The sequence below is a fragment of the Pseudomonas triclosanedens genome (genome assembly GCF_026686735.1).
Lineage (GTDB): Bacteria > Pseudomonadota > Gammaproteobacteria > Pseudomonadales > Pseudomonadaceae > Pseudomonas > Pseudomonas triclosanedens.
This window is the reverse complement of record NZ_CP113432.1, coordinates 5,838,783-5,862,180: the sequence shown is the minus strand read 5'-3', so window position 1 is coordinate 5,862,180 and position 23,398 is coordinate 5,838,783. Positions and strand designations below refer to the sequence as shown.

The following is a 23,398-nucleotide window of genomic DNA, read 5'->3' as shown; positions in this document are numbered from 1 at the left end:
CGTTTCGTCGAAGATGCCTGGTATTTGACGCCTGAATGACTGGCAATGTCGCGCGGCTGTAACAATGGCGATACACAGGCGACGGGCAGGCCGACTTTGCTCGCCATGTGTCACCGCGCTTTCACCGAAACGGGGCGTTTCAGCTCTCGTCGCTGACCGCCGCCTCCGGCGCATAGCGCTTCACCGCCGCGACGCCAGCTTCGGCGTTGGCCTGGCTGGCGTACATCTGGCTCTGGCCGACGACTTGGCCGTTGGTAGCCTTGAGGACGAAGTAGTGCTTGCCGTTGGAAGCCACCTTCACCTCGAAGGCGCCTTCGCGCTGGGAGTTCCTGCGTACCGACTCGATGCCTTCCTGTACCGAGGCCTTGGCCTTGTACAGCTCGCTGGTCAGGACGATCTCGCCGTTGCTGGCGTGCAGGTTGAAGTGGAACTGGCCATCGCTGGCCTTCTTGAGGTGGTACTTGCCGGCCATGCCGCATCTCCGCTGGGGTTTGAGGTAATCCCAGCGTAGACCGCCATGCCGACAAGGGCGGCGCCATCCAGCGGACGGCGCCGAGCGGCGTCAGGCCTTGAAGGTCTTCACACCTTCGGCGGTGCCCAGCAGCAGCACGTCGGCCGGGCGCGCCGCGAACAGGCCGTTGGTGACCACGCCGACGATGTTGTTGATCTGCTCCTCCAGCCTTGTCGGGCTGTCGATCCGCAGGTTGTGCACGTCGAGGATGATGTTGCCGTTGTCGGTCAGCACGCCCTCGCGGTACACCGGGTCGCCGCCCAGCTTCACCAGTTGGCGGGCCACGTGGCTGCGCGCCATCGGAATGACCTCGACCGGCAGCGGAAAGCCGCCGAGCATCGGCACCAGCTTGCTGGCGTCGGCGATGCAGATGAACTGCTTGGCTACCGCGGCGACGATCTTCTCGCGGGTCAGCGCGGCACCGCCGCCCTTGATCAGTTCCAGGCGTTCGTTGGTTTCGTCGGCGCCATCCACGTAGAACTCCAGTTCGTTGACTGTGTTCAGGTCGTAGACCGGGATGCCGTGGCCCTTCAGGCGCTGCGCGGTGGCTTCGGAGCTGGCCACGGCGCCGTCGAACTCCATCTTGTGCCTGGCCAGCAGGTCAATGAAGAAGTTGGCTGTGGAGCCGGTGCCAACGCCCACGATGCTCTTGCTGTCGAGGTGCGGAAGAATGTGGTCGACGGCGGCCTGGGCCACTGCCTGCTTGAGCTGATCCTGGTTCATGGGGACTGTCTTCTGGCTGGTCGACGCGCGGGCGCCGGGGGAAAGTCGAGGTGCCGAATTATAGCGGCGGTGGACGCGGCGGTGTTGCGCTGGCGGACAACTGTTACGGTCTTCTCCGTACGGATTGTTCGGTGGCCCGTGCGACGCCGGCTGGAGTAGACTCGCAAATCCTCGAAAAAGCCGCCGATGTAGCCCTTCCGATGCTCGAACAATACGTCAAGAAGATCCTCACCTCGCGTGTCTACGACGTTGCCGTGGAAACGCCCCTGCAGCCCGCCCGCCAGCTCTCCGAGCGCCTGGGCAACCAGATTCTCCTCAAGCGCGAGGATCTGCAGCCGGTGTACTCCTTCAAGATTCGCGGCGCCTACAACAAGCTGGCGCAGCTGACCCCGGAAGAACTCGCGCGCGGCGTCGTCACCGCTTCGGCCGGCAACCACGCCCAGGGTGTGGCGCTGGCGGCCCGTGAGCTGGGGATCAAGGCAACCATCGTGATGCCGCGCACCACGCCGGAGCTGAAGGTCCAGGGCGTGCGCGCCCGCGGCGGCAAGGCGGTGCTGCATGGCGATGCCTTCCCCGAGGCGCTGGCGCACTCGCTCAAGCTGGTGGAAGAGAAAGGCTACGTCTACATCCATCCCTACGACGATCCGGAAGTGATCGCCGGCCAGGGCACCGTGGCGATGGAGATTCTCCGTCAGCATCCAGGCCGCCTGGACGCGATCTTCGTTCCGGTCGGCGGGGGTGGCCTGATCGCCGGCATTGCCGCCTACGTCAAGTACCTGCGTCCGGAAATCAGGGTCATCGGCGTCGAGCCGGATGATTCCAATTGCCTGCAGGCCGCGATGGCCGCCGGCGAGCGCGTGGTGCTGGGCCAGGTCGGGCTATTCGCCGACGGTGTCGCCGTGGCGCAGATCGGCCAGAACAACTTCGAGCTGTGCAAGGATTACGTCGACGAGGTCATCACCGTCAGCACCGACGAAATCTGCGCGGCGATCAAGGATATCTACGACGATACCCGCTCCATCACCGAGCCGGCCGGCGCGCTGGCGGTGGCGGGCATCAAGAAGTACGTGGAGCGCGAGAGCGCCAGCGGGCAGACTCTGGTGGCGATCGACTCCGGCGCCAACATCAACTTCGATCGCCTGCGCCACGTGGCCGAGCGCGCCGAACTGGGCGAGAAGCGCGAGGCGATCATCGCGGTGACCATCCCTGAGCGTCCGGGCAGCTTCAAGGCATTCTGCGAGGCCATCGGAAAGCGCCAGATCACCGAATTCAACTATCGCTACAACACCGACCAGGAAGCGCACATCTTCGTCGGCGTGCAGACCCACCCGGACAACGACCCGCGCGAGGTGCTGGTAGAACAACTGCGTAGCCAGGGCTTCCCGGTGCTCGACCTGACCGACAACGAGCTGGCCAAGCTGCACATCCGCCACATGGTCGGCGGTCATTCGCCGCGAGTCAGCGGCGAGCAGGTGTTCCGCTTCGAGTTCCCGGAGCGTCCGGGCGCGCTGTTCAACTTCCTCAACCGCCTGGGCGGGCGCTGGAACATCACCATGTTCCACTACCGCAACCACGGCGCGGCCGACGGTCGCGTGGTCGCTGGCCTGCAGGTGCCGGAGGAGGAGAAGCACCTGGTGGCCGAGGCGCTGGAAGAAATCGGCTATCCCTATTGGGACGAGAGCGATAACCCCGCCTATCGCCTGTTCCTCGGCTGACTCCGGGGAGCGGAGTGTTCGCGCTGGGTGCTAGTCTTCGTTGAACGCAGGATTTGTTCACAGGAACGCATGATCATGGAAAGCTACCAGACCCTCCGAATCCTCCACGGTATCGCGGCGGTGCTGCCGTTGCTCGCGATCATCGGCCTGGCCTGGTACGGCTGGCGCAGTTGGCGCGGCGGCGATGCCGGCAAGATCGCCACCGCGCTGCAGCGCATCGGCCTGGCTGGCTGGGTGCTGGTTGCCGGCAGCATCGCCAGCCTGCCGGTCACCGGCTGGCAGATGGTCCATAGCGCGGGCTGGCCGCTGGGGCAGACCTGGCTGCTGGCCAGTGCCTGCCTGCTGATCGTCGCCACGATTTTCTGGCTGCTGTTCACCACGAGGCTGTGGCGCGTCCGCGAGCTGGCGCTGGTGGCGCAGGCGAGCGGCGAACCTATCGCTGTCCACGTGGCGCGTGAGTGGAAGTTCGGCCTGGCGTTCTTCGTGCTGGCGCTGGCCTGCGTGATCGCTATTCTCGCGCTGATGGTGGCCAAGCCGGTCTGAAACATTCGCCGTGAGTTTCTACCTGCTGCTCAAGACCCTGCACATTCTCTCTTCCACGTTGCTGTTCGGCACCGGGCTGGGCTCTGCCTACTACAGTTGGCGCGCCTGGCGGAGCGGCAATCTGGAGGCGATCCGCATCACCTTCCGCCACCTCGTCACCGCCGACTGGCTGTTCATCGCCACCACGGCGGTTTTCCAGCCGCTGAGCGGCATCGCGATGGCGCGCATGGCCGGTTGGCCGCTGGACTCTGGCTGGCTGCTGTGGAGCCTGGCGCTGTACGTGTTCGCGGGGGCCTGCTGGTTGCCAGTGGTGTGGCTGCAGATTCGCGTGCGGGACATGGCCTACGCCGCCCATCGGGAAGGTACGGCGTTGCCGCCGCGGGCCTTCCTCTATATGCGCTGCTGGTTCGCCCTTGGCTGGCCGGCGTTCATCGCCTTCCTGGCGATCTTCCACCTGATGGTCAACAAGGGCCTCTGAAGGTTCAGTTGCGCAGGCTGATAACCGGCCAGCCGCGCTCGATGGCGGTGGCGCGCAGGGTGTCGTCGGGGTCGACGGCGACCGGGTTGGCGACGAGCTCCAGCAGCGGCAGGTCGTTGCGCGAGTCGCTGTAGAAATACGCATCGTCCAGGCCCAGGCCGGTCTCTTCGAGCCAGCGCTTGAGGCGGGTCACCTTGCCGCCCTGGAAGCACGGTACGTCGCAGGTCTGGCCGGTGTACAGGCCATCGCGCATTTCGCATTCGGTGGCGATCAGCGTTTCCACGCCCAGGCGCTCGGCGATGGGGCCGGTGACGAAGCGGTTGGTGGCGGTGATGATCACCAGCTTGTCGCCGGCGGCGCGGTGCTCGGCGAGCAATGCTTCGCCCTTGGCCAGGACGATCGGTTCGATGACTTCGTCCATGAACTGGCGGTGCCAGGTCGCGAGCTGCTCCAGGCTGGTACGGCCGAGAATTGCCTGGGTGAACGCCTGATAGGCGAACACGTCGAGCGTGCCGGCGAGATAGTCGGCATAGAAGGCATCGTTGCGCGCCTGGTACTCGCCGGCGTCGACCAGCCCGCGCTGACATAGCCATTCGCCCCAGCTGTGGTCGCTGTCGCCGGCCAGGAGGGTGTTGTCGAGATCGAAGAGAGCCAGTCGCACGATGAAATCCGTCAGTTGCCAATGCTGAAAAGTCGCCTAGAGTAACGGCTTTTGCCCGCCCTGCACATGACGCCGCGCCTCGCGTTGCCGCTGTCACAAGCTTTGTGGAACAATGCGGGCACACGCGATTTCGAGGATGTACCGCCGTGATCGATCCCGATGGTTTTCGCCCCAATGTCGGCATCATCCTTTCCAACGATGCCGGACAGGTTCTGTGGGCACGGCGTATCAACCAGGAAGCCTGGCAATTTCCCCAGGGCGGGATAAACGCCCGCGAAACCCCTGAGGAAGCGCTGTACCGTGAACTGAACGAAGAGGTCGGCCTGGAAGAGCAGGACGTACGCATCCTGGCCTGTACCCGTGGCTGGTTACGCTATCGTCTGCCGCAACGCCTGGTGCGGACCAACAGCCAGCCGCTGTGCATCGGGCAGAAACAGAAGTGGTTCCTTCTGCGCCTGACCGGCGAGGAAAGCCGGGTTCGCATGGATGTGACCGGCAAGCCGGAGTTCGACGGCTGGCGCTGGGTAAGTTACTGGTACCCGCTCGGCCAGGTAGTGACCTTCAAGCGCGAGGTCTATCGTCGGGCCCTGAAGGAATTGGCACCGCGCCTGCTGGCGCGCGACTAGCACGAAAGTTCAAGGAGTTAGACCCCGAGCCATGCTCAACACGCTGCGTAAGATCGTCCAGGAAGTGAACTCCGCCAAGGACCTCAAGGCGGCGCTGGGCATCATCGTGCAGCGCGTGAAGGAGGCGATGGGCACCCAGGTGTGCTCGGTCTACCTGCTGGATGCCGAAAACAATCGTTTCGTGCTGATGGCCACCGAGGGCTTGAACAAGCGCTCCATCGGCAAGGTCAGCATGGCGCCGAACGAGGGTCTGGTCGGCCTGGTCGGCACCCGCGAGGAGCCACTCAACCTCGAGAACGCTTCCGAGCACCCGCGTTACCGCTACTTCGCCGAAACCGGCGAGGAGCGCTATGCCTCGTTCCTGGGCGCACCGATCATCCACCATCGTCGGGTGATGGGCGTTCTGGTCGTCCAGCAGAAGGAAAAGCGCCAGTTCGACGAAGGCGAGGAGGCCTTCCTCGTCACCATGAGCGCCCAACTCGCCGGCGTTATCGCCCACGCGGAAGCGACTGGCTCGATCCGCGGCCTGGGCAAGCTTGGCAAAGGCATCACCGAAGCCAAGTTCGTCGGCGTTCCAGGCGCTCCCGGCGTTGCCGTGGGCAAGGCCGTGGTAGTCCTGCCGCCGGCCGATCTCGAAGTGGTTCCGGACAAGCCCATCGACGATGTCGAGGCGGAAGTGGAGCGCTTCAAGCAGGCGCTGGAATCGGTCCGCGAGGACATGCGCAATCTCTCCAGCAAGCTTGCCACCCAGTTGCGCAAGGAGGAGCGCGCGCTGTTCGACGTCTACCTGATGATGCTCGACGACGCCTCCATCGGCCAGGAGGTCAAGCGCATCATCCGTGAAGGCCAGTGGGCACAGGGTGCCTTGCGGCAGGTGGTGATGGAGCACGTCCAGCGCTTCGAGCTGATGGACGACGCCTACCTGCGTGAGCGAGCCTCCGACGTGAAAGACATCGGCCGCCGCATCCTCGCCTACCTCCAGGAAGAACGTAAGCAGTCGCTGACCTACCCGGACCAGACCATCATCGTCAGCGAGGAGTTGTCGCCGGCCATGCTCGGCGAAGTTCCCGAGGGCAAGCTGGTCGGACTGGTTTCAGTGCTTGGCTCGGGTAACTCCCACGTAGCGATCCTCGCCCGTGCGATGGGCATTCCCACCGTCATGGGCGCGGTCGATCTGCCGTATTCCAAGGTCGACGGCATCGACCTGATCGTCGATGGCTACCACGGCGAAATCTACACCAACCCGTCGCCGCAACTGGTCAAGCAGTACGGCGAAGTGGTCGCCGAAGAGAGGGAACTGAGCAAGGGGCTGGCCGCGCTGCGCGAGCTGCCTTGCGAGACGCTGGACGGCCATCGCATGCCGCTGTGGGTCAATACCGGTCTGCTGGCGGACGTGGCCCGCGCCCAGGAGCGCGGCGCCGAAGGGGTCGGCCTGTACCGCACCGAAGTGCCGTTCATGATCAACGACCGCTTTCCCAGCGAGAAGGAGCAGCTCGCCATCTACCGCGAGCAGCTATCGGCCTTCCACCCGCTGCCGGTGACCATGCGTACCCTGGACATCGGCGGCGACAAGGCGCTGTCCTACTTCCCGATCAAGGAAGACAATCCTTTCCTCGGCTGGCGCGGCATCCGCGTCACCCTCGACCACCCGGAAATCTTCCTGGTGCAGACCCGCGCCATGCTCAAGGCCAGTGAGGGCCTGGACAACCTGCGCATCCTGCTGCCGATGATTTCCGGTACCCACGAGCTGGAGGAAGCGCTGCACCTGATCCACCGCGCCTGGGGCGAAGTGCGCGACGAGGGCGTGGATATCCCCATGCCGCCAATCGGCATGATGGTGGAGATCCCCGCAGCCGTGTACCAGACTCGCGAGCTGGCGCGCCAGGTGGATTTCCTCTCGGTCGGCTCCAACGACCTGACCCAGTACCTGCTGGCCGTGGACCGCAACAATCCGCGCGTCGCCGACCTCTACGACTACCTGCACCCCGCCGTGCTGCAGGCGCTGAAGAAAGTGGTCGACGATTCCCACGCCGAAGGCAAGCCGGTGAGCATCTGCGGCGAGATGGCTGGCGATCCGGCTGCCGCAGTGCTGCTGATGGCGATGGGTTTCGACTCGCTGTCGATGAACGCTACCAACCTGCCCAAGGTGAAGTGGCTGTTGCGCCAGATGACCCTGTCCAAGGCACGCGAGCTGCTCGGACAACTGATGACCTTCGATAATCCGCAGGTCATCCACAGCTCGCTGCATCTGGCCTTGCGCAATCTCGGCCTTGGCCGAGTGATCAACCCGGCGGCGACCATCCAGGCCTGATGCCGGTTTCCAAGCCCTTCCGGAGCCGTGCATGACCGGAAGGCTCGAAGGCCGGCAAGCCGGCCAAGGCGAAGCTTATGGAAGAGCTCGACGTCAACCAATGCACGGATACCCTCGATAACCAGGACAGCGCACGGACCTTGCGCTATGCGCTGGATATCGTCAGCGACGGTATCTGGGACTGGCGCATCCGCAGCAACCACGTCAGTCGCAGCCCTGGCTGGTACACCATGCTCGGCTACGACCCGAACAGCCTGCCGGAGAACGTCGCCACCTGGCATGAGGTGATCCACCCGGACGACTTCCCGCGTGTGATGGAGGGTTTCAACGCCTATGTCGAAGGCCGCAGCGACCGTTATGCGGAGGAGTACCGCTGCCGTTGCCGCGACGGCAGTTACCTGTGGATAAGCGATCATGGCCGCTTCGTCGAATTCGATGGGGAGGGCCGCGCGACGCGGATGATCGGCGCACATCGCAACATCCATGAGCGCAAGCTGGCGGAGCTGGCGTTGCAGCAGAAGAACCTCGAACTGCTCGAACTCAACCAGCGCCTCGAAGCGCTGGTTGAGGCGCGTACCGAGGCGCTGCGGCGAGCCAACGAGGCGCTCGTGGAGCAGGCCGCCGTAGCGCTGCGCCTGTCTGAAATCGACCCGTTGACCCAGATCGCCAACCGCCGCCGCTTCGAGCAGCAGCTACACGCGGAGTGGCAGCGCCTCCAGCGTCACGGTCATGTCTGTTCGCTGATGATGTTCGATCTCGACCACTTCAAGCGTATCAACGACAGCCTCGGGCATCCGGCTGGCGATCGGGTACTGGTGGCTGTGGCGGAAGTGGTGCGGCGGCGTCTTCGCGAAGAGGATTGCTTCGCTCGCTGGGGCGGCGAGGAGTTCATCGTGCTGTTGCCGGAAACTGGCAGCGACGAAGCCCGCGAGCTGGCCGAGCGCCTGCGCCTGAGTCTGCGGCGCGCCGACGTTTCCCTGCCGGTGCAACTCACTGCCAGCTTCGCCGTGACCGAGATGCACGCTGGAGAAGACCTGATGGCGCTGTTGCGCAGGCTGGACGACGCACTCTATCGCGCCAAGCGGCAGCGCGACTGCATCGTCACCTGCTAGACGGTCAGCCGCACATCACCCAGGCGCGCCCCGCCGGGGCCGAAGCTGCGTTCGAGCAACTCGCGGCGGCCATCAGCGTGGACGATCAGCGCCGTGCTGGCGCGGGTGCCGTAGTTCGGGCTGGAGATGAACACGCTCGACAGCAGGCGCTCGGTGGCGAGGCCCACGCCGGTTTCGGGCAGCTCGGCATCGCTTGCCTGGCGCGGGTCCGCGAGCAGCGCGAGGAGATCGTCGGCCACAGGCATGGCCAGCCGGGTATCGAGCCCCGAGCGTGCGCTCAGCAGCTTCGGCCACGGCGTATCCAGCGCGGCATTGGACAAACCGTGCAGGCCGGGCGCGACCGCCACCGGCGGGCCGACGCGGGGATTGAAGTAGCAGAGTGTCTCGCGGTCGCCGACCAGCAGGTTGAAACCGCTGTACTCGCCAGCGCGGCGCGCCACCTGCTGGAGATACTCCAGCGGCGCCAGGCGGCCCTGCAGGAACGCCGCGACCAGCTCGCCCCGCGAGCGCGGTCCGAGTGGCTGGCCGGGGTCGCGTACATTGGTCAGCGCGGCGAAACGGCCGTCCGGGCCGATGCCCATCCAGCTTCCGCCTGCTTCCAGGTCGCGGCCGGCGTAGACGCCGGGGCTGTCTTCCCAGCCGCCCAGCGGCCGTGTCGGTCGGGCATAGAACTCGTCACGGTTGGCCGCGACGACGAGTGGCATGGCGTGGTCGGGGCGCCAGGCGAAGACGATCAGGCACATGGGCGGCATCGAAATGGTGGTGGTCAGGGCAGGTTAGGAAACTACGGATTCCAGCTCAATACCCTGCGCGAAGATGAGTGGCCAGCAGGCATCGCCAGCTATCCCGATGCCCTGAGTCGTAACTCCCGCGACGGAGCGTCTGCCGCCGCCCGCGCATTTTGGGTACCATGCCGGTTTTTCCCATCGAGGCCGACTCATGGAGTTCGTGCTCTATCTGGTGCTGGGCGGCTGTGCCGGCGTACTGGCCGGGCTGTTCGGCGTCGGCGGCGGGCTGATCATCGTTCCGGCCCTGGTGTTCAGTTTCACGGCCCACGGCTTTTCGCCGGAGGTTCTGACCCAGATGGCGGTCGGCACTTCGTTGGCGACCATCGTGTTCACCTCGATCAACTCGATCCTCGAACACCATCGCCGGGGTGCGGTGCGCTGGCAGGTGTTTCTCTGGATGACCGTCGGCATCCTGCTTGGCAGTGTCCTGGGTGCCGTCACCGCCTCGAAGATCCAGGGGCCGGTGCTGCAGAAGATCATCGGTGTGTTCGCCATCCTGGTTTCCATCCAGATGGCCCTTGGGCTGCAGCCCAAGGGTGGCGGCGACCTGCCTGGGCGCGTCGGGCTCGGCGTGGCTGGCGGCGTCGTCGGCTGGGCATCGGCGATCTTCGGTATCGGTGGCGGCTCGCTGACCGTACCGTTCCTGTCCTGGCGTGGCATGCCCATGCAACAGGCGGTTGCGACTTCATCGGCCTGCGGACTGCCGATTGCCGTCGCCGGTGCGATATCGTTCATCGCCGTCGGTTGGCATAACGCCCAACTGCCGGAGATGAGCATCGGTTTCGTCTACTTGCCGGCGCTGGTGGGCATTGCCCTGACCAGCATGTTCTTTGCGCGGATTGGCGCGCGGCTGGCGCACCGTCTGCCGGCCAAGGTTCTCAAGCGCCTGTTCGCCCTGCTGCTGTTCAGCGTGGGTCTCAGTTTCCTGATCTGAATTTCAGAGGGTCTGTTGAGGTTCTTTCGCGACCGCGATGGAGCCAAAATTTGCGCAGAGCACGGCGCGAGGAGAGCGGTTTGGTTGTTTCAAATGAACGGCGAGTAACGCGGCGCTGCGCAAAAAGCGGCCCGTCCCTTCGGGTTGCGCGGCAACGCGATGCACGAAAAAAACTCAACAGACCCTAGGAGAAGCGGATGCTGCCTTATCCACAGATCGACCCGGTTGCCTTGTCGCTCGGGCCGCTGAAAATCCACTGGTACGGTCTCATGTACCTGATCGGTATCGGAGGAGCCTGGCTGCTGGCATCGCGTCAGCTCAAGCAGTTCGACCCGACCTGGGCCAAGGAGAAGCTCTCCGACCTGGTTTTCTGGGTTGCGTGCGGTGTGGTTCTGGGCGGTCGCCTGGGCTACGTTCTCTTCTATAACCTGGATGAGTACATCGCCAATCCGACGCTGATCTTCGAGGTTTGGAAGGGCGGAATGTCGTTCCACGGCGGGCTGATCGGCGTGATGCTGGCTACCTGGTGGTTCGGCAAGCGCAACAACAAGAGCTTCTTCCAGCTGATGGACCTGATCGCGCCGCTGGTGCCGATCGGCCTGGGCGCCGGGCGTATCGGCAACTTCATCAACGGCGAGCTGTGGGGCAAGGTGACCGACGTGCCCTGGGCGATGGTCTTCCCCACTGGCGGCCCGGAGCCGCGCCACCCGTCGCAGTTGTACCAGTTCGCCCTGGAAGGTGTCGCGCTGTTCGTCATTCTCTGGCTGTTCACCCGCAAACCGCGCCCGACCGCCTCGGTGTCCGGCCTGTTCGTGCTGTGCTACGGCATCTTCCGCTTCATCGTCGAGTTCGTCCGCGTGCCGGACGCCCAGTTGGGCTATCTCGCCTGGGGCTGGCTGACGATGGGACAGGTGCTGTGCGTACCGATGATCCTCGGCGGCATCGCATTGATGGTCTGGGCCTATCGCCGCGCCCCGGCGCAACCGGCTGCGAACTGAGGTTCGCCAGAATGAAAAGGCCCGCCGATTGGCGGGCTTTTCTATTGCAGCTTGGTATGGCGCTTTCAATGGCGCTGCTGGGTGTCGTGGCGCTTCCCGGCGCTATAGCGGCTCCACCAGCAGCAGGACGCCGTCCTGGCCGATCACGCGTACCTGCGTGCCGGCGGGCAGGTCGGGGCCGCCGACCAACCAGACGCTGTCGCCCACGCGAATCTTGCCGCGCCCGCCGACGATCGCCTCGTGCAGGGCGAACTGGCGTCCGAGCAGTTCGCTGCCGCGCCGGTTCAGGCCCGGCGTATCGCTGGGACGGCGGGCCGAGCGCTGGCGGTTCCACCAGTACAGCGCGGTGAGTATCGACAGCACGCCGAACATCAGGAACTGCCAGATCCAGTCCAGCCCCGGGATGAGGAAGGCGATGACGCCGGTGAAGGCGGCGGCGATGCCTATCCAAAGCAGGTAGCCGCCGGCACCGAAGACTTCCAGAATCAGCAGGATGATGCCCAGCCCCAGCCAATCCCAGAAACCCAGGTGTTGCAGGAAGCCCATCATCAACTACGGCCCTTGGTGTCGCCGATGGCGGCCCCACCGAAGGTGGCCTTGACGATCTCGCCGATGCCGCCGACCGCACCGATCACCTGGCTGGCTTCCAGCGGCATCAGCACGATCTTGCTGTTGTTGGAACTGGCCAGTTGTCCCAGAGCGTCGACGTACTTCTGCGCGACGAAGTAGTTCACTGCCTGCACATTACCGCCGGCGATGGCTTCGGATACCACACGGGTAGCCTTGGCTTCCGCCTCGGCCTGGCGTTCGCGTGCTTCGGATTCGAGGAAGGCGGACTGGCGCAGGCCCTCGGCCTCGAGGATCTGGGCCTGCTTCTTGCCCTCGGCGGTGAGGATCTCCGCCGCGCGGCGGCCTTCGGCTTCGAGGATCTGCGCGCGCTTGAGACGCTCGGCCTTCATCTGGCTGGCCATCGCTTCCACCAGGTCGGCCGGCGGGCTGATGTCCTTGATCTCGATACGGGTAACCTTGAGGCCCCAGGGCGCCGTGGCTTCGTCGACGGTGCGCAGCAGGCGCTCGTTGATCGCATCGCGCTGGCTGAGCATGTGGTCCAGTTCCATCGAGCCGAGCACGGTACGGATGTTGGTCATCACCAGGTTGCGCACGGCGTTTTCCAGGCCGCTGACCTCATAGGCCGCGCGCGCCGCGTCGACCACCTGGAAGAAGCACACCGCATCGATCTGCACGATGGCGTTATCGGCGCTGATTGCCTCCTGCGGCGGCACGTCCAGCACGCGCTCCATCATGTTGATCTTCTGGCCGATGCGGTCTACCACCGGAACGATGATGCTCAGGCCCGGCTTCAGGGTGTTGGTGTAGCGGCCGAAGCGCTCCACCGTCCACTCGAAGCCCTGCGGAACCACCTTGAAGCCCATCAGAACGATGACGATGGCCAGTATGACGAACAGCAGGACGACACTGCCGATTTCCATGTGAAGCACTCCTTGGTCGAAAACTTCCTTGATTCTGGCCGTGCCCGCAGGAGCGGCTCAACTGTTGCGGCCAGCCCGGTCTACGGTGTTACTTCTGCTCGCTCTGTGGCGTGACGCGCAGTACTTCCTCGATCGTGGTCAGTCCGGCGGCAACCTTCTGCGCACCGGACAGGCGCAGGCTGCGCATGCCTTCCTTGAAGGCCTGGCGGCGCAGCGGGATCAGATCGGTGTCCGCGCTGATCTGCTCCTTCACCGTCTCGCTCAGCAGCATGATCTCGTAGACCCCCGCGCGCCCGCGGTAGCCGGTGTCGCGGCATTCCAGGCAGCCGACGGCGCGATGGGCGTGGGTCGGCAGAGGTGCGTTCCAGGGGCGGGTGAGTTCCTGCCAGTCCGCCTCGTTGAGCTCCATCGGCTCCTTGCAGTGCGGGCAGAGCGTACGCACCAGGCGCTGGGCCATGACGCCGAGAACGGTGGCGCGGATCAGGTAGTAGGGCACGCCCAACTCCAGCAGGCGGGTGATCGCCGTCGGGGAGTCGTTGGTGTGCAGCGTGGAAAGCACCAGGTGACCGGTCAGCGCCGCCTGGATCGCCATCTCGGCGGTTTCCAGGTCGCGGATCTCGCCGACCATGATGATGTCCGGGTCCTGGCGCAGCAGGGCGCGCACGCCGCTGGCGAAGCTCAGCTCGATGTTGTGCTGGACCTGCATCTGGTTGAACGAGGGCTCGATCATCTCGATCGGGTCCTCGATGGTGCAGACGTTCACCTCGTCGGTGGCCAACTGCTTGAGCGTGGTGTAGAGCGTGGTGGTCTTGCCCGAGCCGGTGGGGCCGGTTACCAGGATGATGCCGTTGGGCTGGCTGGTCATGCTTTCCCAGCGCCGCAGGTCTTCGGGCGAGAAGCCGAGCTGGTCGAAGGTCTTGAGCAGCACTTCCGGGTCGAAGATACGCATCACCATCTTCTCGCCGAAGGCGGTGGGCAGCGTCGACAGGCGCAGCTCCACCTCGGCGCCGTCCGGGGTCTTGGTCTTCACCCGGCCGTCCTGGGGCTTGCGCTTCTCGGCGACGTTCATCCGGCCGAGGGACTTCAGGCGGCTCACTACCGCCATCGTGACCTGTGGCGGGAACTGGTAGACGTTGTGCAGCACGCCGTCGATGCGGAAGCGCACGGTGCCCTGCTCGCGGCGCGGCTCGATATGGATATCGCTGGCGCGCTGCTGGAAGGCGTACTGGAACAGCCAGTCGACGATGGTGACGATGTGCGCGTCGTTGGCATCCGGTTCCTGGTCGGCGGCGCCCAGGTTGAGCAGTTGCTCGAAGTTGCCCACGCCGGAGCTCTTCTGGTCGTGGTTGGTTGCGCCGCTGACCGACTTGGCCAGGCGGTAGAACTCCACGGTGAAGCGCTGGATGTCGGTCGGGCTAGCGACCACGCGCTTGATCGGGCGCTTGAGGACGTGGGTGAGATTGCTCTCCCAGGAGTGCACGAAGGGCTGCGCGCTGGCGATGGTCACGAGGTCTGGCGACACTTCCACCGCGAGGATGTGGTGGCGCTGGGCGAAGGCATAGGACATCAGCGGCGTGACCGCAGCGACGTCGATCTTCAGCGGGTCGATGCGCAGGTAGGGTTGTCCGGAGTATTCCGCCAGCCAGTGCACCAGGCTGTCGAGATCGAGCTTGCGGCCGGGACGCTGGCGGTCCTCGATCTGCTGCGCGGCGAGGAACTCCAGCGGGTGCTGCTGGTTCCTCACCGCGCTGCGGCGGATGGCCACGCACTGCTCGGCGTCATCCTGGGCGACGCGGCCCTGGCTCACCAGTTCGCGCAGAATTTCGCCCAGGTCGAGCATGCGGTCCTGGGCGGATGGGGAAAAGGCGGACATACGGACTCCCTTCGAGTAAGGCGGGCCGTGCGTGACCCGCCGTAATGCCCGGTCAGCTTATTTCAAAAGGGCCTTCCACGGCTTGAGGGTGAGCACAGTATGGGCCTGGGCTGCCAGGGCATCCAGGCGGCCCTCGCTGTCCGGCGCGGCCAGCAGCTCTTCCAGCTTGGCCAGCTCGCCGTACAGGCGATCGACTTCCGGCAGCTCCAGCACACCGCGCGCCGGGCGCAGCCAGACCAGCATGCGCTGCACGCGCGGCAACTGGTCGGCGAGTACTTCCGGTAGTTGCTGGGCGCGCGACAGCGGCATGGCCTGCGCCTCCTCGGCGAGCAGGCGAACCAGCCACTTGCCCAGCGGCGCGGCGCCCTGGCGATTGCCGCGCTCGTTGCGGCCTTCGGTCCAGCCCTTGGCCAGCAGCCAGCGCGAGGCCGACAGGGAGAATTGCCCCCAGCGCGTATTCGCCAGCTCCGCGCGGAAGGCTTCCGGCGCCTGCTGGCGCACGGCTTCGTCATTGCTGCCCTGTTCCAGGCGCGGGCGCCAGTCGGCGATCAGCGCGTCGAGCGCATCGCGCAGTTCACGGGTGGTGGCACGCGGCACCGCCTGGCCGAGGCTGCCGAGCAGCGCTCGCAGGTCGACCAGTTGGCGCAGCCAGTCTTCCAGCAGGCGCCAGTGGCCGTTGAAGCGGTACTGCTCGGCCAGGCGCTGGCTATTGCCCAGCAGCGACCAGGAGATCGCCGCGAAGGCGCCGTCGAGCGGCGTTTCCGCCAGCAGCTTCTGCGCATCGGCCTGGATGCTGTAGCTCGATGGATCGAACAGCCGGTAGCCACGCTCGGCCTTGCTGATGTCGCAGGGCATGAGCGGCAGGTCGGCCGCCAGTTCCAGCGCCAGCTCCAGCAGCGCGGCGGGTTCGCCCTGGCGCAGCTCCAGCTCCAGCTCGCAGATTTCTTCTTCCTGCTTGCCGGCGATGACCTTGCCCAGGTCCAGCGCGGCCTCGATGACCACCTTGGCCTTGCCGCGGCCCCAGGCGATCTCGGCGCGCTGGCGGGTGAAGTCGGTGCTGAAGATCGGCGCCAGTTGCTTCTTGTCCAGGTCGGCCAGGGCGGCCGGCCAGCACTGGTCGTCGAGTTTCTTCAGGTCCAGCTTGTTCTTCTCCAGGTACCAGTCCCATTCGTTGCGCTCGGAAAGCCCGGCGACGCTCTGGCCGCGGGTCTTCAGGGTCTGGATGTACTGCTCGCCGTCGCGGCGCATGCGCAGGGCCACGCGGGCGCGGGCCAGCTCGCGGGTGGGCGTGTCGAAGTACTGGTTGAACAGTTCGCGCGGTTCCCAGCCGGACTTGTTGCGCTTCTTCAGCGCCGGGTGATCGCGCAGGGCCTCGAGGGTTTCGCGGCTGGCGCGCAGTTTGATTTCGGTCTCTTTCTGCATGGCGATGTCCGTTTCCAGGACGCGCGCGTCCTGAGATGAAGATGTTTCAGATCAAAAGTGACGCCGGCAGCGGTTTCTATACTTGCCGACGTGTCTCCACGGGAGGTCCACGATGCCGACCAACCCCTTTGTCAGTCTGTTCGGTCGTTCGCCGATCGGCCCCATGCAGCAGCACATCGCCAAGGTCCATGAATGCGTGGTGTGCCTGATACCGCTGTTTCAGGCGGTGCTCGCCGAGGATTGGCCGGGTGTCGAGGTCATCCAGCGGCAGATGGTGGCGCTCGAACGTGAAGCCGACCGCTTGAAGAAGGCGGTGCGCATGCACCTGCCCCGGGGCCTGTTCCTGCCAGTGCCGCGCTCTGATCTGCTTGAACTGCTGAGTGTACAGGACAAAGTCGCCAACCGCGCCAAGGACATCGCCGGCCTGATGCTGGGGCGGCAGATGCGTATTCCGCGGACATTGCAGCCGCTGATGCTCGAATACGTGGAACGCGCGGTGGAAGCCAGCGCCCAGGCGATGCGGGCGGTTGGAGAGCTCAACGAATTGCTCGAAACCGGGTTTGGCGGCCATGAGGCGATGCTGGTGGAGCGCATGGTCGAGGAGCTGGAGCGAATCGAGGATGACACCGACCGGCTGCAGATCGAGGTGCGTCGTTGCCTGTTCCAGCAGGAGCACGCGCTGCCTCCGGTGGATGTGATGTTTCTTTACCAGATCATCGAATGGGTCGGCCAGGTGGCTGACCGTGCGCAACGGGTCGGCAACCGGCTGGAGCAGTTGCTGGCGCGCTGAGGCGAGCACCTTCCCGTCACCTTTTCGAGAGACCTGACTTATGGCGTTGATCGCCGACTATGGCCTGGTTTTCCTGGCGCTGGCCTGCCTGTTCGGTTTCTTCATGGCCTGGGGCGTGGGCGCGAACGATGTCGCCAACGCAATGGGTACCTCCGTCGGCTCGCGGGCGTTGACCATTCGCCAGGCGATCTGCGTTGCGATGGTCTTCGAGTTCTGTGGCGCCTACTTTGCCGGCGGGCAGGTCACCGAGACGATCAAGAGCGGCATCGTCGATCTGCAGATGATGACGCCAGAGGTTCTGGTGCCGGGGATGCTCGCTTCGCTGCTGGCGGCGGGAGTCTGGCTGATGGTGGCGACGCTGCGCGGCTGGCCGGTCTCCACCACGCATTCCATCGTTGGCGCGATCATCGGTTTCGCCTCGGTCGGCGTGTCGGTACATGCAGTGCAGTGGTCGGCCATCGGCCCCATAGTCGCCAGTTGGGTGGTGACCCCGGTGCTTTCCGGGGTGGTCGCGCTGCTGCTGTTCCAGAGCGTGCAGTGGCTGATCCTGCGGACCGACGACCCATTCCACAACGCCCGCCGCTACGTCCCGCTGTACATGTTCCTCACCGGCTTCATGGTTTCGCTGATGACTATCGGCAAGGGCCTCAAGCACCTGGGCCTGGATCTGGGCGCTGCGCAGAGCGTTGCGCTGGCGCTGCTGGTGGGGGCGGCGGTGATGCTGCTGGGGATCGTGCTGCTGCGGCGGATCAGCCCCCCCAACGGTGATGCCGCCAGGCGTGCCAGCGGCGTGGAGCGGGTGTTTGCGGTACTGATGGTGTTTACCGCCTGCTCAATGGCTTTCGCCCACGGCGCCAACGATGTGGCCAACGCGGTAGGACCGCTGGCGGCCATCGTCAGTGTGGTGAAGGCCGGTGGAGACCTGCAGCTCATGGCCCGTTCGCCAGTGCCCGGCTGGGTGCTGCTGTTGGGGGCGGTGGGTATCGTCGTGGGGCTAGCGACCTATGGCTACAAGGTGATTGCCACCATCGGCCGGGAAATCACCGAACTCACCCCCAGCCGCGGCTTCGCCGCCGAACTGGCGACTGCCACCACCGTGGTTGGCGCGTCTGCCATCGGCCTGCCGGTATCCACCACCCACACCCTGGTGGGTGCGGTGCTGGGCATCGGCATCGCCCGCGGCATCGGCGCGCTCAACCTGCGTGTGATCGGCTCGATCTTCGTCTCCTGGGTCATCACCCTGCCTGCCGGAGCGCTGTTGTCGATCGTCTTCTACCTGATCCTGCGGGCACTGTTCGGCTGACCTGCGGTTTTCAGTCACAGCCCAATCGGCCATGATGGTCCCGGACCGTCCAGGAGAAGCCGATGCCATTGCCATCGCTGAAACAACGCTTTGCCGAGCTGATCGCCATTCCCTCTGTGAGTTGTACCCAGGCGGCGCTGGATCAGTCCAACCGCCCCGTGGTGGAGCTGCTGGGCAGTTGGCTGGGCGAGCTGGGCTTCGCCTGCGAGCTGCAGGAAGTCACGCCGGGCAAGTTCAACCTGATCGCCGTGCTCGGCAGCGGCCCCGGTGGCCTGGTGCTGGCCGGGCATACCGATACCGTGCCCTACGACGACGCCCTGTGGAAAAGCGATCCGTTGCGCCTGGACGAGCGTGATGGCCGCTGGTTCGGCCTGGGTAGTTGCGACATGAAGGGCTTCTTCGCCCTGGCCATCGAGGCGCTGTTGCCGTTGATCGGCCAGCCGCTCAAGCAGCCGTTGATCCTGCTCGCCACCTGCGACGAGGAAAGCTCCATGTCCGGCGCCCGCGCGCTGGCGGGGTCCGGGCGGTCGCTGGGGCGCGCGGCGGTGATCGGCGAGCCGACCAATCTCAAGCCGATCCGCCTGCACAAGGGCGTGATGATGGAGCGCATCGACATCCTCGGGCAGAGTGGCCACTCCTCCGATCCCGGTCTTGGGCGCAGCGCGCTGGAGGCGATGCACGCCGCTATCGGCGAGTTGCTGGCGCTGCGTGGCGAATGGCAGCGCGAGTTCGCCAATCCACAGTTCAGCGTGCCGCAACCGACGCTCAACCTCGGCTGTATCCACGGCGGCGACAACCCCAACCGCATTTGCGGGCAGTGTGCGCTGGAGTTCGACCTTCGGCCATTGCCGGGAATGCGCCCGGAAATGCTGCGCCAGGCGATCCGCGAGCGCCTGCGGCCGGTCGCCGAGCGCCATTGTGTACAACTCGAATACCGGCCGCTGTTCCCCGCCGTTCCGCCGTTCGAGGAAGCTGCCGACAGTGAGCTGGTGCGTATCGCCGAAAGTCTGAGCGGGCATCGCGCGGAAGCGGTAGCCTTTGGCACCGAAGCACCGTATCTTCAGCAGCTCGGCTGCCAGACCCTGGTGCTCGGCCCTGGCGACATCGCTTGCGCCCACCAGCCGGACGAACATCTCGAGCTCGCCCGCATCGAGCCGACCGTGGAATTGCTGCGCGGACTGATCCGCCACTACTGCCTGTAGAGAACCCGATTGCCTGTAGAGCGCCCGTAACCGGGCACGCGTACCACTGAAGAGGAGAAAACTGTCGATGTTCCTGCGACGACGATAACCGCGCCGCCCGAGGCCGTCCTTCGGCCGCAACTCGACAGATTTCCGCCCATTCGCACGACAGGCTGTTCAAGCAATGCACGACTACGTCAACTGGCTACGCCACGCCTCGCCCTACATCAACTCGCACCGTGACTGCACCTTCGTGGTGATGTTGCCCGGCGAGGGGGTCGAGGATTCCAATTTCGGCAACATCGTTCACGACCTGGTGCTGCTGCACAGCCTTGGCGTGCGCCTGGTGCTGGTGCACGGCTCGCGTCCGCAGATCGAGGCGCGCCTGGCCCAGCACGGGCTGGCGCCGCGTTTCCACCGCGGCCTACGGGTGACCGATGCACCGACTCTCGGCTGTGTGATCGACGCGGTGGGCAACCTGCGCATCGCCATCGAGGCGCGCCTGTCGATGGATATGGCCGCATCGCCCATGCAGGGCTCGCGCATGCGCGTGACCTCCGGCAACTTCGTCACCGCGCGGCCAATCGGTGTTGTCGAAGGCATCGACTACCACCACACCGGCGAAGTGCGTCGGATCGACCGCAAGGGCATCAACCGCCAGCTCGACGAGCGCAGCATCGTGCTGCTCTCGCCGCTGGGCTACTCGCCGACCGGCGAGATTTTCAACCTCGCCTGCGAAGACGTCGCCATGCGCGCTGCCATCGACCTTGGCGCCGACAAACTGATTCTCTACGGAGCCGAGCGTGGCCTGATGGACGGCGAAGGCCGTCTGGTGCGCGAGCTGCGTCCGCAGCAGGTGCCGATGCACCTGGAGCGGCTTGGTTCCAGTTACCAGGGCGAGTTGCTCGACGCCGCGGCGCAGGCCTGCCGGGCCGGCGTTCGGCGCAGCCATATCGTCAGCTTCACCGAGGATGGCGCGTTGTTATCCGAGCTGTTCACCCGCACCGGCAACGGCACGCTTGTGGCGCAGGAGCAGTTCGAGCAACTGCGCGAAGCGGGCATCGAAGATGTCGGTGGCCTGTTGGAACTGATCCGGCCGCTTGAAGAGCAGGGCATCCTGGTGCGCCGCTCGCGGGAGGTGCTGGAGCGCGAGATCGAGCAGTTCAGCATCGTCGAGCGCGAGGGGTTGATCATCGCCTGCGCGGCGCTCTATCCCATTGCCGACTCCGATGCCGGTGAACTGGCGTGCCTCGCAGTGAACCCGGAATACCGCCACGGCGGGCGCGGCGACGAACTGCTGGAGCGCATCGAGCAACGCGCACGCAATCTCGGTCTCAAGACGCTCTACGTTCTCACCACCCGTACCGCCCACTGGTTCCGCGAGCGTGGCTTCCAGCCCAGCAGTGTGGACCGGCTGCCAGCGGCGCGCGCCTCGCTGTACAACTACCAGCGTAATTCTCAGGTGTTCGAGAAGGTGCTGTAGGGCTCCTGCCCGCCTTCTGCCAAGGCGCGCGTGGCCGGCGTCGTCAACTCGCTTCGCAGCGCTCGCCGGGGCGTTCTCATGGCCTCGCCGAGTGCCCAGTCATTGGGATTGCGGCATCGTCGGTTCTCCTGCGGGAGGGAAATCCAGCGAACCCTTTGGCTGTGGCCGCAGGGTTCGCCGCAGGAGGGAAGTCTTCCCTGACGATGTGGGCGGAGCAGACTTCTATTTGAACGCTGTCAGGGCTTCCACGTCCGGCTACACGCTGATCAGGCCCAGGATGCTTGCCTGGTAAGCCGCGACGAAGGTGTCGAAGTCACCTTCGGGATGGTGTTCCAGCTCATCCTGTTCGGCCAGGGACTGGCTGGCCATCTGTTCGAAGCGGGCCTGCTCCTCGGCAGTCAGCGGTTGCGAGCGCAGCGTCGCGGCGTGCTGGCGGCTGTAGCGCAGGGAGAAGGCTTCGAAACTCTCGCCGCGTTCGCGCATCTCTGCCAGTACCCGCGCGGACGGCGTCAGGTCGGGGTCAGCCACCTTGGCGCGCTGCTGCTGCAGGCTCTCGGCATGCAGGTTGCCGCCACGGGCGCGGTCGAGCAGCTCGACGATCGGGACGATGGCATCGAGCAGGCTGCAGGCCCAGTCTTTGAGCTCCACCTGTTTGCCGCCGCGCTCCAGCATCAGGCCGGGGCGCCGGCCTTCCTTGACGGTCTTGAGGAAATTGCTGGTGGCCGCGCCGCACTCGCAGCCGCCCAGCGGCGGACTGTCGGAGAGTGCGCAGAAGAGCAGGAAGGCGTCGAGGAAGCGCGCCTCCGGGAGGTCGATGCCCAGCGGCAGGAAGGGGTTGATGTCCAGGCAACGTGCCTCGACGTACTGCACACCACGGGCCATCAGCGCCTGGATCGGACGCTCGCCGGTGTAGGTGACGCGTTTCGGGCGGATGCTCGAGTAGTACTCGTTTTCGATCTGCAGGATGTTGGTGTTGAGCTGTACCCACTCGCCGTCGACCTTGGTGCCGACTTTCTCGTACGGCGCATAGGGCGTGCTGACCGCGCGGCGCAGGCTGTCGATGTAGCTGTCGAGGTCGTTGTAGCAGGGCGTCAGGCCTGCCTGGGCGTTGTTCTGGTAGCCCAGGTCGCTCATCCGCAGGCTGGTGGCGTAGGGCAGGTAGAGGGTGTGCTCGTCGAAGGCTTCCAGGCCGTGCGGGCGGCCGCGCAGGAAGCCTGCGTCCAGCGCCGGGGAGGCGCCGAACAGGTACATCAGCAGCCAGCTATGGCGGCGGAAGTTGCGGATCATCGCGATGTAGCGGTGGGACTGAAAGTCCCGCGCACTCTTCTCGCTGCCTTCTTCCCGGCGCAGCAGTTCCCACAGCCCCTCGGGGAGGGAGAAGTTGTAGTGGATGCCGGCGATGCACTGCATGGTCTTGCCGTAACGCAGGGCCAGACCCTTGCGATAGACGTACTTCAGTCGGCCGATGTGCGAACTGCCGTAGCGGGCAATCGGGATGTCTTCCTCATCCGGCAGTTCACAAGGCATCGACGGGCTCCACAGGTACTCGCCGTCGAGTTTCTGGTAGGCGAAGCGGTGGATTTCACCCAGGGCTTCCAGGGTTTGTTCGACGCTGCTGGCGGTAGGGGTGATGAATTCCAGCAAGGACTCGGAGTAGTCGGTGGTGATCTGCGGGTTGGTCAGGGCCGAGCCGAGCGCGCGCGGATGCGGGGTCATGGCCAGCTTGCCGCGTTCGTCGACGCGCAGGCATTCGCGCTCGATACCGTGCAGGCACTGGGTGAGCAGGGACAGGTTGGCAGCATCGCCGAGCAGAGCCAGGCGGCGGGAGAGTTGGTCGCTCAAGTTGGAAGTCCTTCACACGGCAGTCGCCCCACTATGGGGGTGGACTGGGCGGTCTACAAGGGGAGAACACCATTGGCGTGGTCGCCTGGCTTGCGTCGAACCTGCATATGATCTGCTGCGCGTGGGCAGGGCTACGTTGGAAACAGGCTCTTGAACGCTGCGCCGGCGCCCGTGTTTTGTGGGCTCCGGCTACAGCATAGGTCAGATGTCGTACGGCGATTTATAGCTGTGCGAAGGTGCCTTGCCCCTTCGCGACCAGCTTGTCGCCCTGGAAAATATCGGCCTCGACCACCAGCGAGCGCCGCCCGGCGTGCAGGACCCTGGCTACGCAGCGCACATCGCCTTCGGCGACCGCGCGGATGTAGTTGATCTTGCACTCCAGGGTCACGCTTTGCCGGTCGAAGCCGTGGGCGCCGGAGCAGGCCAGCCCCATCGTCACGTCCATCAGCGAGAACAGCGCACCGCCGTGCATCACGTTGCCGCGATTGCGCAGGTGCTCGGCCATCTTCAGGCTCACTTCGGCGACACCGTCGCCGATGCTCACGGGCTCCAGGCCGACCAATTCGCTGAACGCGCTGATCAGCGTGTCCCGGCTGGGCATCTCGCTCACGGGG

The 23,398-nt window shown here is 65.3% G+C and carries 22 protein-coding genes; 12 read left to right on the top strand and 10 right to left on the bottom strand.

Going from position 1 to position 23,398, the window contains the following annotated elements:
* Positions 1-139 precede the first annotated feature (139 nt).
* Positions 140-472: a YegP family protein gene (locus tag OU419_RS27120; protein ID WP_254475291.1), complete on the bottom strand. Its 333-nt coding sequence runs from the start codon at positions 470-472 to the stop codon at positions 140-142.
* A gap of 90 nt (positions 473-562) precedes the next feature.
* On the bottom strand, positions 563-1,234 hold the full coding sequence (gene rpiA / locus OU419_RS27115; protein ID WP_254475289.1) for a ribose-5-phosphate isomerase RpiA: 672 nt from the start codon (positions 1,232-1,234) through the stop codon (positions 563-565).
* Between the two features lie 200 nt (positions 1,235-1,434).
* Here rpiA and ilvA point away from each other — a divergent pair, with 200 nt between their 5' ends.
* From ilvA to OU419_RS27100, 3 genes are all read left to right on the top strand, one after another.
* Positions 1,435-2,949 carry a threonine ammonia-lyase, biosynthetic gene (gene ilvA, locus OU419_RS27110; RefSeq protein WP_254475287.1) on the top strand — a complete coding sequence of 505 codons (1,515 nt, stop codon included), beginning with the start codon at positions 1,435-1,437 and terminating at the stop codon, positions 2,947-2,949.
* 75 nt (positions 2,950-3,024) lie between these two features.
* Positions 3,025-3,492: a DUF2269 domain-containing protein gene (locus tag OU419_RS27105; protein WP_254475285.1), complete on the top strand. Its 468-nt coding sequence runs from the start codon at positions 3,025-3,027 to the stop codon at positions 3,490-3,492.
* A gap of 10 nt (positions 3,493-3,502) precedes the next feature.
* Complete coding sequence (locus OU419_RS27100; protein ID WP_254475283.1) at positions 3,503-3,970, top strand: DUF2269 family protein; 468 nt, start codon at positions 3,503-3,505, stop codon at positions 3,968-3,970.
* Positions 3,971-3,974: 4 nt separating this feature from the next.
* On the opposite strand, the gene OU419_RS27095 is transcribed toward OU419_RS27100, so the two are convergent.
* Positions 3,975-4,631: a histidinol-phosphatase gene (locus OU419_RS27095; RefSeq protein WP_254475280.1), complete on the bottom strand. Its 657-nt coding sequence runs from the start codon at positions 4,629-4,631 to the stop codon at positions 3,975-3,977.
* Positions 4,632-4,777: 146 nt separating this feature from the next.
* Here OU419_RS27095 and OU419_RS27090 point away from each other — a divergent pair, with 146 nt between their 5' ends.
* The 3 genes from OU419_RS27090 to OU419_RS27080 all read left to right on the top strand — a co-directional run bounded on the left by OU419_RS27090 (position 4,778) and on the right by OU419_RS27080 (position 8,680).
* Complete coding sequence (locus OU419_RS27090; RefSeq protein WP_254475278.1) at positions 4,778-5,257, top strand: RNA pyrophosphohydrolase; 480 nt, start codon at positions 4,778-4,780, stop codon at positions 5,255-5,257.
* Positions 5,258-5,288: 31 nt separating this feature from the next.
* Positions 5,289-7,568 carry a phosphoenolpyruvate--protein phosphotransferase gene (gene ptsP / locus OU419_RS27085; protein ID WP_254475276.1) on the top strand — a complete coding sequence of 760 codons (2,280 nt, stop codon included), beginning with the start codon at positions 5,289-5,291 and terminating at the stop codon, positions 7,566-7,568.
* A 77-nt stretch (positions 7,569-7,645) separates the two neighbouring features.
* Positions 7,646-8,680 carry a sensor domain-containing diguanylate cyclase gene (locus OU419_RS27080; protein ID WP_254475275.1) on the top strand — a complete coding sequence of 345 codons (1,035 nt, stop codon included), beginning with the start codon at positions 7,646-7,648 and terminating at the stop codon, positions 8,678-8,680.
* Here the strand turns inward: OU419_RS27080 and OU419_RS27075 are convergent.
* Complete coding sequence (locus OU419_RS27075) at positions 8,677-9,423, bottom strand: NRDE family protein (protein WP_254475271.1); 747 nt, start codon at positions 9,421-9,423, stop codon at positions 8,677-8,679. The two genes, OU419_RS27080 and OU419_RS27075, sit on opposite strands and share 4 nt — an antisense overlap.
* 196 nt (positions 9,424-9,619) lie before the next feature.
* On the opposite strand from OU419_RS27075, the gene OU419_RS27070 reads away from it, so the two are divergent.
* Positions 9,620-10,402 carry a sulfite exporter TauE/SafE family protein gene (locus tag OU419_RS27070; protein ID WP_254475269.1) on the top strand — a complete coding sequence of 261 codons (783 nt, stop codon included), beginning with the start codon at positions 9,620-9,622 and terminating at the stop codon, positions 10,400-10,402.
* Positions 10,403-10,599: 197 nt separating this feature from the next.
* Positions 10,600-11,400 (top strand): prolipoprotein diacylglyceryl transferase, encoded by an 801-nt coding sequence (lgt, locus tag OU419_RS27065; protein ID WP_254475267.1) that lies wholly within the window; start codon positions 10,600-10,602, stop codon positions 11,398-11,400.
* A gap of 102 nt (positions 11,401-11,502) precedes the next feature.
* Here lgt and OU419_RS27060 read toward each other — a convergent pair whose 3' ends face one another.
* The 4 genes from OU419_RS27060 to OU419_RS27045 all read right to left on the bottom strand — a co-directional run bounded on the left by OU419_RS27060 (position 11,503) and on the right by OU419_RS27045 (position 16,185).
* A complete protein-coding gene (locus OU419_RS27060; protein ID WP_254475265.1) occupies positions 11,503-11,949 on the bottom strand; it encodes an NfeD family protein in 447 nt (148 codons plus the stop codon).
* Positions 11,949-12,890 carry an SPFH domain-containing protein gene (locus OU419_RS27055; RefSeq protein ID WP_254475263.1) on the bottom strand — a complete coding sequence of 314 codons (942 nt, stop codon included), beginning with the start codon at positions 12,888-12,890 and terminating at the stop codon, positions 11,949-11,951. Before OU419_RS27055 ends, OU419_RS27060 begins: the two co-directional genes overlap by 1 nt.
* 88 nt (positions 12,891-12,978) lie before the next feature.
* Entirely contained in the window at positions 12,979-14,763 is a 1,785-nt protein-coding gene (locus OU419_RS27050) for a GspE/PulE family protein (RefSeq protein WP_254475261.1), read from the bottom strand.
* Between the two features lie 57 nt (positions 14,764-14,820).
* Positions 14,821-16,185, bottom strand: a complete 1,365-nt coding sequence (locus OU419_RS27045) for a CYTH domain-containing protein (protein ID WP_254475259.1) — start codon at positions 16,183-16,185, stop codon at positions 14,821-14,823.
* A gap of 112 nt (positions 16,186-16,297) precedes the next feature.
* On the opposite strand from OU419_RS27045, the gene OU419_RS27040 reads away from it, so the two are divergent.
* From OU419_RS27040 to argA, 4 genes are all read left to right on the top strand, one after another.
* Positions 16,298-16,975, top strand: coding sequence for a TIGR00153 family protein (locus OU419_RS27040; protein WP_254475256.1), 678 nt, complete (start codon positions 16,298-16,300; stop codon positions 16,973-16,975).
* A 40-nt stretch (positions 16,976-17,015) separates the two neighbouring features.
* A complete protein-coding gene (locus OU419_RS27035) occupies positions 17,016-18,278 on the top strand; it encodes an inorganic phosphate transporter (protein WP_254475254.1) in 1,263 nt (420 codons plus the stop codon).
* A 62-nt stretch (positions 18,279-18,340) separates the two neighbouring features.
* The gene (gene argE, locus OU419_RS27030; protein ID WP_254475252.1) at positions 18,341-19,480 is read left to right on the top strand and encodes an acetylornithine deacetylase; all 1,140 of its coding nucleotides are present in this window, start codon (positions 18,341-18,343) and stop codon (positions 19,478-19,480) included.
* 163 nt (positions 19,481-19,643) lie between these two features.
* A complete protein-coding gene (gene argA, locus OU419_RS27025) occupies positions 19,644-20,942 on the top strand; it encodes an amino-acid N-acetyltransferase (RefSeq protein WP_254475250.1) in 1,299 nt (432 codons plus the stop codon).
* A 255-nt stretch (positions 20,943-21,197) separates the two neighbouring features.
* Here argA and gshA read toward each other — a convergent pair whose 3' ends face one another.
* Entirely contained in the window at positions 21,198-22,784 is a 1,587-nt protein-coding gene (gene gshA / locus OU419_RS27020; RefSeq protein ID WP_254475248.1) for a glutamate--cysteine ligase, read from the bottom strand.
* A gap of 220 nt (positions 22,785-23,004) precedes the next feature.
* Positions 23,005-23,385 carry a PaaI family thioesterase gene (locus tag OU419_RS27015; RefSeq protein ID WP_254475318.1) on the bottom strand — a complete coding sequence of 127 codons (381 nt, stop codon included), beginning with the start codon at positions 23,383-23,385 and terminating at the stop codon, positions 23,005-23,007.
* Between the last annotated feature and the right edge of the window lie 13 nt (positions 23,386-23,398).

Bases quoted from the DNA above. Each gene is read 5' to 3' on its own strand.
- OU419_RS27050 (WP_254475261.1), bottom strand. From the start codon at position 14,763: ATGTCCGCCTTTTCCCCATCCGCCCAGGACCGCATGCTCGACCTGGGC.
- OU419_RS27060 (WP_254475265.1), bottom strand. From the start codon at position 11,949: ATGATGGGCTTCCTGCAACACCTGGGTTTCTGGGATTGGCTGGGGCTG.
- OU419_RS27105 (WP_254475285.1), top strand. From the start codon at position 3,025: ATGGAAAGCTACCAGACCCTCCGAATCCTCCACGGTATCGCGGCGGTG.
- OU419_RS27055 (WP_254475263.1), bottom strand. From the start codon at position 12,890: ATGGAAATCGGCAGTGTCGTCCTGCTGTTCGTCATACTGGCCATCGTC.
- rpiA (WP_254475289.1), bottom strand. From the start codon at position 1,234: ATGAACCAGGATCAGCTCAAGCAGGCAGTGGCCCAGGCCGCCGTCGAC.
- OU419_RS27075 (WP_254475271.1), bottom strand. From the start codon at position 9,423: ATGTGCCTGATCGTCTTCGCCTGGCGCCCCGACCACGCCATGCCACTC.
- OU419_RS27045 (WP_254475259.1), bottom strand. From the start codon at position 16,185: ATGCAGAAAGAGACCGAAATCAAACTGCGCGCCAGCCGCGAAACCCTC.
- lgt (WP_254475267.1), top strand. From the start codon at position 10,600: ATGCTGCCTTATCCACAGATCGACCCGGTTGCCTTGTCGCTCGGGCCG.
- OU419_RS27120 (WP_254475291.1), bottom strand. From the start codon at position 472: ATGGCCGGCAAGTACCACCTCAAGAAGGCCAGCGATGGCCAGTTCCAC.
- OU419_RS27080 (WP_254475275.1), top strand. From the start codon at position 7,646: ATGGAAGAGCTCGACGTCAACCAATGCACGGATACCCTCGATAACCAG.
- argE (WP_254475252.1), top strand. From the start codon at position 18,341: ATGCCATTGCCATCGCTGAAACAACGCTTTGCCGAGCTGATCGCCATT.
- OU419_RS27015 (WP_254475318.1), bottom strand. From the start codon at position 23,385: ATGCCCAGCCGGGACACGCTGATCAGCGCGTTCAGCGAATTGGTCGGC.
- OU419_RS27040 (WP_254475256.1), top strand. From the start codon at position 16,298: ATGCCGACCAACCCCTTTGTCAGTCTGTTCGGTCGTTCGCCGATCGGC.
- OU419_RS27035 (WP_254475254.1), top strand. From the start codon at position 17,016: ATGGCGTTGATCGCCGACTATGGCCTGGTTTTCCTGGCGCTGGCCTGC.
- ilvA (WP_254475287.1), top strand. From the start codon at position 1,435: ATGCTCGAACAATACGTCAAGAAGATCCTCACCTCGCGTGTCTACGAC.
- OU419_RS27070 (WP_254475269.1), top strand. From the start codon at position 9,620: ATGGAGTTCGTGCTCTATCTGGTGCTGGGCGGCTGTGCCGGCGTACTG.
- ptsP (WP_254475276.1), top strand. From the start codon at position 5,289: ATGCTCAACACGCTGCGTAAGATCGTCCAGGAAGTGAACTCCGCCAAG.
- argA (WP_254475250.1), top strand. From the start codon at position 19,644: ATGCACGACTACGTCAACTGGCTACGCCACGCCTCGCCCTACATCAAC.